At 38.4% G+C, this 13621-nt stretch carries 11 protein-coding genes; all 11 read right to left on the bottom strand.

The genetic code is table 11. The annotated features are described in order from the left end of the window. Positions 1–5 precede the first annotated feature (5 nt). Complete coding sequence (locus tag ACXYSK_RS06340; protein WP_458625436.1) at positions 6–3731, bottom strand: phosphoribosylformylglycinamidine synthase; 3726 nt, start codon at positions 3729–3731, stop codon at positions 6–8. A gap of 63 nt (positions 3732–3794) precedes the next feature. After that, entirely contained in the window at positions 3795–4502 is a 708-nt protein-coding gene (purC, locus tag ACXYSK_RS06335; protein WP_458625435.1) for a phosphoribosylaminoimidazolesuccinocarboxamide synthase, read from the bottom strand. A 451-nt stretch (positions 4503–4953) separates the two neighbouring features. Continuing rightward, on the bottom strand, positions 4954–5994 hold the full coding sequence (gene tsf, locus ACXYSK_RS06330; RefSeq protein ID WP_006150917.1) for a translation elongation factor Ts: 1041 nt from the start codon (positions 5992–5994) through the stop codon (positions 4954–4956). A 79-nt stretch (positions 5995–6073) separates the two neighbouring features. Next, positions 6074–6853: a 30S ribosomal protein S2 gene (gene rpsB, locus ACXYSK_RS06325; RefSeq protein ID WP_006150920.1), complete on the bottom strand. Its 780-nt coding sequence runs from the start codon at positions 6851–6853 to the stop codon at positions 6074–6076. A gap of 270 nt (positions 6854–7123) precedes the next feature. Beyond that, entirely contained in the window at positions 7124–8335 is a 1212-nt protein-coding gene (locus tag ACXYSK_RS06320; RefSeq protein ID WP_458625434.1) for an aminoacyltransferase, read from the bottom strand. 198 nt (positions 8336–8533) lie between these two features. Next, entirely contained in the window at positions 8534–9745 is a 1212-nt protein-coding gene (gene pcsB / locus ACXYSK_RS06315; protein ID WP_458625433.1) for a peptidoglycan hydrolase PcsB, read from the bottom strand. A gap of 92 nt (positions 9746–9837) precedes the next feature. Continuing rightward, entirely contained in the window at positions 9838–10332 is a 495-nt protein-coding gene (gene mreD / locus ACXYSK_RS06310; protein ID WP_025170039.1) for a rod shape-determining protein MreD, read from the bottom strand. Next, positions 10329–11150, bottom strand: a complete 822-nt coding sequence (mreC, locus tag ACXYSK_RS06305) for a rod shape-determining protein MreC (protein ID WP_458625432.1) — start codon at positions 11148–11150, stop codon at positions 10329–10331. The genes mreD and mreC overlap by 4 nt, the downstream gene beginning before the upstream one ends. Before the next feature lie 31 nt (positions 11151–11181). Continuing rightward, the gene (locus ACXYSK_RS06300; RefSeq protein ID WP_006150899.1) at positions 11182–11976 is read right to left on the bottom strand and encodes an energy-coupling factor transporter transmembrane component T family protein; all 795 of its coding nucleotides are present in this window, start codon (positions 11974–11976) and stop codon (positions 11182–11184) included. Continuing rightward, complete coding sequence (locus ACXYSK_RS06295) at positions 11969–12808, bottom strand: energy-coupling factor transporter ATPase (RefSeq protein ID WP_006150913.1); 840 nt, start codon at positions 12806–12808, stop codon at positions 11969–11971. The genes ACXYSK_RS06300 and ACXYSK_RS06295 overlap by 8 nt, the downstream gene beginning before the upstream one ends. Next, entirely contained in the window at positions 12793–13620 is an 828-nt protein-coding gene (locus ACXYSK_RS06290) for an energy-coupling factor ABC transporter ATP-binding protein (protein WP_235083577.1), read from the bottom strand. Before ACXYSK_RS06290 ends, ACXYSK_RS06295 begins: the two co-directional genes overlap by 16 nt. Between the last annotated feature and the right edge of the window lies 1 nt (position 13621).

The raw sequence follows: 13621 nt of genomic DNA, 5'->3' as shown, positions 1-13621 counted from the left end.
ACCTTTTATTTTCCAGTAAAGTATTTCACAGCTGATGCAAAGAGATGCTGGTCTTTATTTCCTGGAATATTTTGGAAGAGACCGTCTTCGAAACGTTCTGAGTGACCCATCTTACCAATAATTTGACCGTTCTTACTTGTGATACCTTCGATCGCATTAACAGAACCATTTGGATTGTATTTAGAATCCATGCTTGGTTTACCATCAAAGTCAACATATTGGGTAAAGATTTGACCATTGTCACGAAGCTCTGCAAATTCCTCAGCTGTCACGACAAACTTACCTTCACCGTGTGATACTGGGATAGCATGGATGTCACCAATTTCTACTCCCGCAAGCCATGGTGAGTTCGTGTTGGCAATACGTGTTTCCACCATCTTAGCCACGTGTTGGTTAGCATCATTGTAGAAGAGGGTTGGACTCGTGCTACTTGCATCTTCAAAGTTACCATATGGAAGAAGACCAGATTTAACAAGGGCTTGGAATCCGTTACAGATACCGATAATCAAACCACCACCTTCGATGAAGCTATCGATAGCTGCACGTACTTTTTCATTGAGCAAGATGTTCACGATAAATTTAGCTGATCCATCTGGTTCATCGGCTGCTGAGAAACCACCTGCAAAGAAGATAATATTAGCTTTTTCGATATTATCAACCATAGTGTCAACAGACTTGACAATCGCTTCTTCATTAAGTGTTACAAATGGTACCAAGTTGACTTTGGCACCTTCTTTTTCAAAGGCCTTAGCTGAATCGTACTCAGAGTTAGTACCTGGGAATACTGGGATGTAAACCACAGGTTTCTCAACTGTTTCTTTAGCTTTGATCACAGCATCTGATGCCACAGCAGGTACTTCTTCCAACTCAGTTGCTTGTGCAAATTCCGTTGGGTAAACCTCTTCCAATTTACCTTGAAAGGCACTGTCAAGTTTGTGTCCATCAAGCGTTACACCATTGACAGTAAGTGTAAAGTCAGCTACTGTTTGTCCGATCTTGGCAATCCCTGAAATTTCTTCAGGCGATGTGAAGACGAATCCACCCAATTGAGCTGTCAAGGCAGTCTCAAGATTTTCAAGGGTTACAGTGGCACCAATATGGTTACCAAATGTTGCAAGGGCAAGAGCTTCAACCACACCACCATATTTGACAGCTGATGCAGACGTAACTTTATGGGCAGCTTGGATGGCTTCAAACTTAGCAAAGTTAGACTTGATGAGATCGAAGTCAATTTCTTGTGCCAAATCTTGACCAGAAATATAGTAAATATTTTCACCAGCAGCTTTGAATTCTGGAGAAAGAACCTTACGGCTATCTGCAGTTGTTACCCCAAAAGCAACCAAGGTTGGTGGTACTGTCAATTCTTCAAAGGTACCAGACATAGAGTCTTTACCACCAATAGATGGCAACCCAAGTTGAATCTGAGCTTCAATGGATCCAAGGAGAGCAGCTACTGGTTGACCAAAACGCTCTGCTTGTTTATCCATCCGCTCGAAATATTCTTGATAAGAGAAACGAGCCTTAGACCAGTTTGCACCAGCAGCAACCAAACGGGCTGTTGCTTCAATCACCGCATAGGCAGCACCATGATATGGAGACCATTCTGCCACATAAGGGTTGAATCCTTGCGCCATGACAGAAGCCGTATGAGTTACGCCATGTTGGACTGGCAATTTCTGTACAGAAGCTTCAGTTGGTGTGATTTGATATCGACCACCAAGTGGGTGATTGACTGTTGAACGACCAACTGAACTGTCAAAGATGGTTTGTAAACCTTTTTGACTGGCATGGTTCAGGTCAGCCAAGACTTCAAGAGTATCCGCTTCAAGTGTTTCAGCAGATGTTTGACGTTCTTCTGGAAGCTTGACATCCTTGTCAACCACCTTAGCATCTACGACAACACGTACTCCGTTTGTATCAAGGAAACGACGTTCCAAATCAACGATGGTTTCACCATTCCAGTGCATGACAAGATTTGGTTTTTCAGTTACTGTCGCAACGACAACAGCATCAATATTTTCTTTATTACATGCTGCAACGAAGGCATCTACATCTTCTGGACGAACCACTACAGCCATCCGTTCCTGAGATTCAGAGATGGCAATTTCTGTACCGTTCAAACCTTGGTATTTCAATGGCACTTTGTCTAGATCAATTTCAAGACCATCTGCCAATTCACCGATAGCCACACAGACACCACCGGCACCAAAGTCATTTGATTTCTTGATAAGACGCGTCACATCCCCATTACGGAAAAGACGTTGAATCTTACGTTCTTCAATGGCATTCCCTTTTTGAACCTCAGCGCCAGCTGTTTCAACAGATTCAACCGTTTGAACTTTAGAAGAACCTGTCGCACCACCAACACCGTCACGTCCAGTTTTACCACCGAGCAAGATAATCACATCACCTGCTTCAGGTTTTTCACGGACAACATTTTCTTTAGGAGCCGCACCGACAACTGCACCTAGCTCCATACGCTTAGCAACGAAACCTGGGTGGAAGTATTCACGAACATAAGTTGTTGCAAGACCAATTTGGTTACCGTATGAAGAATAACCGTGAGCCGCTGTTTTAGAAATCACTTGTTGTGGCAATTTACCAGGACGAGTTTCAGCAATCGGAGCTGTAATATCACCAGCACCTGAGATACGCATGGCTTGGTAAACGTATGAACGACCTGACAATGGGTCACGAATGGCACCACCGATACAAGTAGCCGCTCCACCAAATGGTTCAATCTCAGTTGGGTGGTTGTGAGTTTCGTTCTTGAACATGAGAAGCCATGCTTCTTTCACACCATTGACATCCACTTCAATTTCAACTGAGCAAGCATTGATTTCATCAGACACTTCCATGTCATCCAAACGACCATTGGCACGCTCATAACGTCCAAAAATAGTCGCCATATCCATCAAGGTTTGAGGTTTTTCTGTACGTCCCAACTCATCACGCATGGCAATATACTTGTCGTAAGTCGCTTGCAATTGTTTTTCAAATTTAGAAGCTGAGAAATCGATGGTTTTCAACTCAGTCTCGAATGTAGTATGACGACAGTGGTCAGACCAGTAAGTATCCAAAACCTTAAGCTCAGTCTCAGTTGGCACACGTCCAATAGACTTGAAGTAATCTTGAATGAAGAGAAGGTCATCCACTTCCATTGCCAATCCTTGCTCCGCCTTATACTGTGCAAAATCTTCTGCCGTATAAGTTTCAAAGAAATCCAAGCTTGGAATGGTCTTGTCAGACTCAGAGAAATCCTGTTTCGCAATACCAACAGTGATATCTTTGAAACGAGAATCCACTGGGTTCAAAAGGTAATTTTTGACGGCTTCCAACTCATTCGCATCGATATCCTTGTTAACCAAGTAAAGTTGCGCTGTATTAACTGTTACATCATTTGAACTACCAAGTAAAAGCAAAGCTTCTTGTGAAGATGCCGCACGTTGGTCAAATTGACCAGGTAAACTTTCGATCGCAAAGAAATCATACTTTTCAAGATCGGCCTTAACCGCAGCCTCGTCCAAAACAGTATCGGTCACTTGCTCAGAGAAGATATGTTTTTCCGCACGCGCAAACAAGTCCTCTGCCAAACCAAAGACATCGTAAACCTGAACAATCCGAAGATCCTTCAACGTTTTCAACTGAAGATTATGCTGCAATTCTTTTACTAAAGAGTCAGATTTTACACGAAAATCAGCTTTTTTCTCAACGAAAATACGTTTATCCATTTTATTTCCTTTATTTCTATTCAAATAGGTTATCGAAGACGAAGGTTTTCCGTTTCAATCAAGTTACTTCAAGCCCTGCAATTTCTCCAACACAACCTGATATACATCCGTTAAACTGCCCAAATCTCTACGGAAAACATCCTTATCCATATGGTGCCCTTCCGCATCCCAAAGACGGCAGTTGTCTGGTGAGAATTCATCTGCCAAGATAATTTTGCCATCCTTATCAAAACCAAATTCCAATTTGAAGTCAATCAAACGAAGACCAATTTGTGCAAACCAATCTTTCAGCAATTCATTAATACGACGTGTTTCTTCCTTGATATAGGCAATCTGCTCATCGTTGGCAATGTCCAAGAACTTGACATGTTCATCATTGATAAATGGATCATCTAATTCATCATTTTTATAGTAGAATTCAACGATTGGAGTTTTCAAAACCAAACCTTCTTCAACGCCAAAACGTTTAGAAAAAGAACCGGCAGTCACGTTACGAAGGACAACCTCCAAAGGAATGATTTTTACTTTTTTATTCAATTGTTCTGTGTCAGAAATACGTTCAATAAAGTGAGTAGCTACACCAGCAGCATTCAATTTTTCAAAAATAAGAGACGAAATCTGATTATTAAGCACACCTTTCCCCTTAATAGTCTCTTTACGAGCACCATTAAGCATGGTTGCCTGGTCCTTATAGACCGACTTAATCACATTTTCGTCTTCTGTAGTATAGATATCTTTAGCTTTTCCCGTATAAATAAGTTTACTGGACATTTTCTTGTTCGCCTTTCGTATTACTTTACATCATTCTAACACAACAGACGTCAAAAATCAAATATTTCACGAACTATATTTGATATCACATCTGAAAAAGTACAGAAAAATCGCAAACGATTTTTCATTTGCGATTTTCTAATATTGATTTGAGTTAAAATGAGAACTTTATTCTTGTTTCAAAAAACAAAATATGTATTCAAAATCACAACGTGTATATCAAGAAAATATCTTAAACTATTTTTCATTCCACTGCTAAATTCTCATACATTCATTTCGGTAGGGTATGTCAATCTCACTATTACACACTACCAAAGTATTAATTGAATCAAATTATTACTACTAATCAATTTGTCTTAATCAAGTAAGGAGCTAATAAAAACTGCACTCCAAAAGTTAGATACAAAAATCTAATATTTAGAGTGCAATTCATTTACTTTGTTTTTAATTTTTAGTTATTCAAAGCTGCTGCCATTGTAGCTGCAACTTCTGCTTCAAAGTCATTTGCAGCTTTTTCGATACCTTCACCAACTTCAAAGCGAGCAAACTCAACTACTGTAGCGTTAACTGATTCAAGGTATGCTTCAACTGTCTTGCTGTCATCCATGATGTAAACTTGTGCAAGAAGTGTGTAAGCTTGGTCAACTTTAGTGTTGTCAAGCATGAAACGATCCATTTTACCAGGAATAATTTTATCCCAGATTTTTTCTGGTTTACCTTCTGCAGCCAATTCAGCTTTAATATCTTCTTCAGCTTGAGCGATGACTTCATCAGTCAATTGAGCTTTAGAACCATATTTAAGGTGTGGAAGAGCTGGTTTACCAACCATTGCACGGCTTTCGTTATCTTGGTCGATAACGTGGTTCAATTGTGCCAACTCATCTTTAACAAATTGCTCATCCAATTCTTTATATGAAAGAACTGTTGGTTTCATTGCAGCGATGTGCATTGAGATTTGTTTAGCAAGCGCTTCGTCTCCACCTTCGATTACAGAGATAACACCGATACGTCCACCGTTGTGTTGGTATGCTCCGAAGTGTTGTGCATCTGTTTTTTCAAGCAAAGCAAAACGACGGAATGAGATTTTTTCACCGATTGTAGCTGTTGCAGATACATATGCAGCTTCAAGAGTTTCTCCTGAAGGCATTGTCAAAGCAAGTGCTTCTTCGTTGTTAGCTGGTTTACCTTCAGCGATGACTTTAGCTGTAGCATTTACCAACTCAACGAATTGAGCGTTTTTCGCAACGAAGTCAGTTTCAGCATTTACTTCAACTACTGCTGCAACGTTACCGTTAACAAATACACCAGTCAAACCTTCAGCCGCAACACGGTCAGCTTTCTTAGCTGCCTTAGCCATACCTTTTTCGCGAAGCAATTCGATCGCTTTTTCGATATCACCTTCAACTTCAACCAATGCTTTCTTAGCGTCCATAACACCAGCACCAGATTTTTCACGCAACTCTTTTACAAGTTTAGCTGTAATTTCTGCCATTTTGATTCTCCTATATTTTTTTAAAAATAGGAGAGCTGGGCTAAGCCCCGCCCTCCTAGGTAATAATTACTTATTTGAATTAAGCGTTGTCGCCTTCTACAACTTCAACGATTTCTTCGATTGAGTCTGCTTGAGCTTCTGAAGCTGCAAATTCAGCTTCAACTGCCGCTGCGTCTTCACCTTGACGACCTTCGATAACAGCGTCAGCCATTTTCGCAGTGATCAATTTAACAGCGCGGATAGCGTCATCGTTAGCTGGGATGATTACATCGATATCATCTGGATCAGTGTTTGTGTCGACCATCGCTACAACTGGGATACCCAATTTTTTAGCTTCTTTAACAGCGATTTGCTCTTTATGTGGATCAACTACGTACATTACGTCTGGGATACGAGGCATATCTTCGATACCACCCAAGAATTTTTCAAGACGTGCACGTTGTTTATTAAGAAGTGCAACTTCTTTCTTAGGAAGAACGTCGAAGATTCCTTCTTCTTCCATACGTTTGATTTCTTTCAAACGAGCGATACGTTTTTGGATAGTTCCCCAGTTAGTAAGAGTTCCACCCAACCAACGGTGGTTGATGTAGTATTGACCTGAACGTTCTGCTTCTTCTTTAACAGCGTCAGCAGCTTGTTTCTTAGTACCAACGAACAATACAACTGCATCGTTAGCTGCAGCATCACGCATAAAGTCGTATGCTTGGTCAGCGTATTTTACAGTTTGTTGCAAGTCGATAACGTGGATTCCGTTACGCTCAGTGAAGATGTACTTAGCCATCTTAGGGTTCCAGCGACGAGTTTGGTGACCAAAGTGTACACCAGCCTCAAGAAGTTGTTTCATTGAAATTACTGCCATGAGTATTTCTCCTTTTTTGTTTTTTCCTCTTCTTGATTTCAACTTGCAAAACAACCAAAAGGCAACAGTTTCACAATTCATCAAGAATGAGTATTATCGTTCACACGACAAGTTTCATTTTATCATAATTGGAGCTTTATTTCAAGTAATTTTGTTATTTTCTCCTTATTAAATTACTATTTAAAAGCTCTAAATTTAAAACATCTCAACATATACTGCTGAGATGTTCTAATAGCTAATTTTTTAAAATTTAATGTAGGGGTGTTTATGCTATCTACTTCGAAGTTTCTTACGAATCTTATAAGCTAGATTAAACAAGAAATATAATGAACTTGTTGGATAGTTAAACTCACCAGCAAACTCCTCAATAGTGGGATTAAACTTAGATTTAAAATTAAATAATCCGCCTTCTAAGTTGTTTTCAATTCCACCCATATTATGAGTCTCTGCCCCACGTTCAAATGAATGTTGAGCTGTCTCAAACCATGTAGGAATAGCAGGTTGATAATGTCTAAATTCCTCATTCATTCCAGCATATAAGTTTTCAGAAGTTTTCCCAAATTCGATGGTTAAAGTTCCAGACAATGGAACGACACTGTACCCTCTATCAATATGGCTCTTAAGAAAAGAAATTTCTTCCTCTAATCGTTTTCTCTCTTGCTGATTCTCTTTTATTTTGCCTTCTTTCGTTTTATCAGTAAATTTCTGCGCTATTTTAAGATTCTTTTCGAGTTGCTGCTCAACTTCTTTCAGTCTATTAGGTAAATCTAAGTAGCTTAGTGTGATAAAAGAGTGATTAGGATAAGTAGTCAGTAACTTTTGATAATAATCTTTGCCTCGTAAACTGATATTCTTACGAGACTCTGTTTTCTTCATTAAAAATGAAAATTCATCTAATAAATCAATTCCACCGAATTTCACTTCCAATCCTTTATTCCTTGCAGTTCGGATTGCCTGTCTAGTGGACTTGGATAGTTGTTCCAACGAGAAGTTCTCTTTATGAATATTAGCTTGAAAACGTGGTTGTATATTTTCTGCCATATCCTTTGTTAAGCCTGTCCAATAAACTTTATTTTTTTTCAGTTCTTCAATAATTTCTAAAGTCCTAGAATTTTGGACAGTTTCTTGCCCAATAAGACCTCTACTGATAAATAAACTTGGATCAAATTTAACCATTATTGCATGGCTTTTTTTAGCAAGTTTTTTCAATGTTAAAAGCACAAATTTCAGAAGTTCTTTATCTTTATAATCAATGACTGGACCTCGTGGAATATAGAACATAGATAGTCCTAATGGTAGCGGCTGAATTAAGATATTCGCCACTCCAACTAGTTGATCCTCTTTATAAAAGCCAACTCTCTCATTCCCCCAAGCATCCTTTATCTTGGACCAATCACTACTCTGCAATAAATTTCCTTGAGGATGATTTTCTAAAAACAAATCCCACTCTTTCACATCAACATTTATTTTATACGTAAACATAACTCCAGTACCAACTCTCTTAAAATCTTGTTATTATTGCGTTAGATAAACATACTTATTCTAGCTACATATCCGATAATTTTTAGCCCATCTTTGATTCCATAATGACAAAAATATTCTGATGAAGATTTTTTATTAATACTATACAAAGGGTGAGATTAATAAAATCTCACCCTAAATTTAATAATAATTAATATATTAGTTTGGATAAATGTATCTTACAGTACCTCTTGATGCTGTCGGATTAAACCATCCACGATAATTTCCGATTGGTTGAGTTCCACTACCATCATAGTTACACTCAGAAACTTGAATGCGCGTTGTTGATTCAACAGCTGTAACAACCGCTACGTGTCCATAGCCACCATCATCCCAACAAGCAATCGCACCAACTTGTGGTGTAGAACCTGTACGGAAACCTGCTGCTGCTGCACTAGTAGCCCACTGACCACCATTACCCCAATAATCACCAGCCCATGGAGCCAAGGTCTTAGCACCCCATGTACATTGACCTACAGGGTAACTTGAAGCATTTGAACTATAAGTTGGTCGTTGACTCACAGTAGTTGCTGCAGGTGTGTAGCTTGAATCGTCATCTGATGATGAAGAAGAACTTGAAGTTGCTTGCACTTGTGCAGCAAAGGTTGTATTTGCTGAAGCTGTAACAGTTGCTTGTTGACTTGCTTGTTTAGCTTTATAAGCCGCTTCTGCCTCTGCTGCTGCTTTCGCTTCTGCTTCAGCTGCTGCTTTTTGTTCTAACAAAGTAGCTTTTTCACTCTCTGCTGATGCTTTTTCAGCTGCAAGATTCAACTCAGCTACTTTCAATTCAGCTTGTTTTGTTGTCAAAGCTTGTGCATCGTCAGCAAGCGTTTGTTGATTCGCAATAACTGTATTGATTGCTTCGTTATTTGCAACTTGTTTTTCAGAAATAGCTTTTTTATCTTCTTTTTGTTGTTGCAACATTTTATTGTTTGCTGACACAATTTCACTCATAGCTGCTACACGAGAAATAGCTTCTGTGATTGAGTTAGAATTAATAATTGTGTTAATGTAGCTTGTAGCAGTTCCGTTAGTTTGCGCACTACGCGCTTGATTTTCAAGCGACTCATTACGAGCTACGATATTTTTTGAAAGCTCTGCGATTTCACCTTCAAGTTTTTTAGATTCTTCTTGAAGTTTTTCGTTTTCAGATTGTAATTTTTCTTGCTCTGATTGAATAGCTGAAACTTTAGTTTGAATTTCGTCTACTTGTTTTTGAGCTTCTTTCTGTTGAGTTGTCAACTCACTAATTTTGCTATCTTGAGCAGCAATTTTTTCATCTGTTGTATTGGCTTTAACACTTGAAAGCACAGCTCCATTTGAAAGCAATACTGTACTTAACATAAGTGATGCTAGAATTTTTTTCTTCATAAGTGTAATACTCCTTCTTTAAAAAGACAATACTAGTATATCAAAAAAAGGCCTAATAAATATTACGCCTTTATTACAGTTTTGTTTCTTTCTTATAGATATATTTTTTCAAAAATATATTGAAAAACCAACATCCATAAACAGTTCAATATCATAGTAGGCACAAGACTATAAACCATAAAAACGGATAGATTTTCAGCAGTTAGCCCGACCACCTCTGCCAACATAAAGCTTCCAAACTCAAAAATGAAAGTCATCATTAAGACAGCTAGCAATCTGGTCCATCTATTTAACAAAATGACAGAGTTACTTTTATAGACAATTGCTCCAATAATCACAAAAAGAAGACTTGCAATTCCAATCAGATGGAAGAAGTAAACATCGTATAATAGACCTAGAACCAAACAATAAGCTAAAAACAGATACTCTGATACTTCAATTGTTTCAAATAATAAGAAGATAAAGATAAAGTGGCTAACAATTTGTAAATGTGGGAAAAAGCTATTTACAAGCTGCCCTAAATGGCTATCTATTAAGACAATCAAGGGTAAGAGTAAGAACATTCCTATCTGCTTAACAAGTCTCATGACGCATTCCCCACTAACTCTACAACCTTAAGATTCATTGGATCAGCGTGTAGCTTAACCATAACTTCTCTTGTTAGATAGTCAGTACTATGTGTCACTGATACAACTTCTCCTACAGAAATATCTGTAGCATTAAAGTTTCCCAAACCTCCAGTCACCACTTTGTCGCCTTGGCTAATGTCGCTATTGCTATTGAGCTGGCTGATTTTCAAAAGTTCTTTTTCCTTATCATAACCGATAATAATACCATAAATGCTACTAGAACCGTGCTGGATTTTAACGGAAATCTTCTCTGTATTCTCAGCGTTTGTCAATAAATTGACCACAGTTGAGTTGGCTTCTACTTTTTCAACACTTCCAACCAATCCTCCACCAGCAACAACAAGCATGTTTGTTGTTGCTCCTTGTTGAGAACCAACGTTAACTGTTAATTCTTGTTTCCAGGTTGATGGAGTTCTCATGATGACATCCGCAGCAATTAACTTGGTCGCATTTAATTTGGACTTCATATCTAATAACTGACGTAATTGCTCATTTTCTTCCTTCAGACTGTCTGCTTCATTCGTTTCTTTTTCCATTTGATAGAGTTCTTTTTTTAGAGTTTCATTCTCATTATAAGCTCTCGTCAAATTTCCTAAATCAGACTTTGTAGATTCTAACCATTGGAATGGCTTTTGAACAACTCTATCTATCAGAGAAATGCCATCTCCAACTTTTGTCACAACCGCACTTGATTTCGTCATCACTAAAAAAACTGAAACCACTAATACAACGACAAATAGAACAATGATATATTTTGATTTTTTAAAACGGTTCATACCTCTACCCTATCTCATTCTATACTTCACTCTAGGATTTTAACAAAAATAGAATACCACCCAAGACACAAATAAGTAATAGAGCTACACTATCTTTATTCATCCATTTCAACTGTCGATACTGACTACGTCCATTTCCGCCTTGATACCCTCTAGCTTCCATAGCTGTAGCAAGAGAATCCGCTCTTTTCAAACTGGTAGCAAACAAAGGTATCAAAATAGGTATCATAGCCTTGACTTTTTGGATTACATTCCCTTCTCCAAAATCAACACCACGCGCCTTTTGAGCATTCATAATGCGAATCGTATCATCCATCAAGGTTGGTACAAATCGCAAACTCATAGACAACATAAGCCCAATTTCATGAACAGGAACCTTGAATCTTTTCAAAGGTCCAAGCAAGGATTCAACTGCTGTTGCCAAACTTAGTGGCATGGTCGTCAAAGTAAGCAAGGTTGAGAAAAAGATAATCAAAACAAAGCGACAAAAAATAATCCCAGCCTGTTCAATTCCATGACTTGTGATTTTTATAAATCCTACCTCGAACAAGACATCTCCACCTGAGATAAAGAAAAGTTGAAAAAGGGTTGTAAAAGCAATTAGAAAAAACATAGACCGCAAACCTTTTATGAAAAAGGATAAGGGAACTTCTGATAAAGCTACAAATATACCTGTTGCAACGAAAAGGATCAAATTTGTTATTGGATTATTGGCCCAAAAAACAATCAGAATTAATAAAATCATTGCCACTAACTTACTACGAGGATCCAGACGATGAACAATCGAATTTCCTGGTATGTAACGACCTAAAATCATATTATCCATTGATGAACTCCTTAAACTCCTCTATCGTTATCGGCAATTGTTTAAAAGAAACTCCTCTGTTAGCAAGCCTTTGAGCAAATCTTGTAATTTTTGGAACACCCAATTGGATTTTTTCCATAAATTCGACATTTTGAAAGACAAGACTTGGTTTCCCACTCTTAACTAATTTCCCTTTTTCCATTACGTAAACTTGGTCAGCAAATTCTGCTACATCATCCATAAGGTGAGTCACCAAAACAATCGTGATACCATCTTGATGAAGCTTTTTAAACAAGGTCATCAACTCTTTTCGGCCAATTGGATCCAAGCCCGCGGTTGGCTCATCTAAAACCAAAATTTTAGGTTCCATTGCTAAAATCCCAGCAATAGCAACCCTTCTCATTTGTCCTCCTGAAAGTTCAAATGGACTACGTTCAAAAAGTGACTCGTCAATTCCCACTAAAGCTAGTTTTTCACGCGCGATAACTTCTGCCTCTTCTACAGAAACTCCAAAATTTTGAGGTCCAAATGCCACATCTTTTAAGACTGTTTCCTCAAAAATTTGATTTTCAGCAAACTGAAAAACCAAGCCTACTTGTTTGCGAATTTGACGAATTTGCTTATTGACTGATGTTGATGTAATCAATGTATCAAAGACACGAACACTTCCCTCTGTAGGAACTAGCAAACCATTCAAAAGTTGAAGGATTGTAGATTTCCCGCTTCCTGTATGCCCAATAATCGCAGTATAAGAGCCATCCTCTATTGTCAAACTGACATCAGACAAGGCAACTGAGGCAAACGGCGTTCCTTCTTGATACGTATAACTAACATTGTCTAGAATAATTCCCATAAAGCCTCCTCAAGTTCCTCTTCTGTAAGATAGAACTCTGGCAAATTCAAACCACTAGTACGTAATGATTCTTTCAATTGGTTGACAAAGGGTTGATCTAAGCCAATTTGATCTAAATCTGACCTAGAAAATAATTCTCTAGGAGTGCTTGTTGACTCGACTTTCCCTTTTTTCATTACTAAAACACGGTCACTCATAGCAACCTCATCTAAATCATGCGTAATAGAGATAACTGTCATCTGGTGGTCTTGGCGAATCTTCTGGACTATCTTAATCAACTCTAGTCGCCCTTCTGGATCCAACATACTTGTAGCCTCATCCAAGATTAAAATATCTGGTCGCAGAGCTACAACTCCTGCAATTGCCACTCTCTGTTTCTGACCTCCAGACAAGCGAGCTGGTTCTTTTTTTGTAAATTCCGCCATCCCAACTAATGACAGAGCTTCAGAGACTCGTTTCTTCATCTCTTCAAGTGGAATCCCTTGGTTTTCTAGGCCAAAAGCTACGTCATCTTCAACAGTTGCTCCTACGAACTGATTATCGGGATTTTGAAACACCATACCAATCTTACGTCTTTTCTCCCAGACATTTTCTGGTGTTAGGCAATCACCATCTATCCAAATTTCTCCAGATTCAGCCTCGAGTAAGCCATCAATCAAGCGAACTGTCGTTGATTTCCCACTCCCGTTGTGACCAACGATTGACAACCATTCTCCACGTTTCACGTGAAACGAAATGTTATGAACATCATAATGTTCTTGATCTGCCTGGTATCGAAATGACAGATCCTTAATTTCAATAATCGATTCCATA

Source organism: Streptococcus sp. V919 (assembly GCF_054353475.1).
The sequence above is the reverse complement of the archived record's forward strand: the minus strand, read 5'-3'. Positions and strand labels throughout refer to the sequence as shown.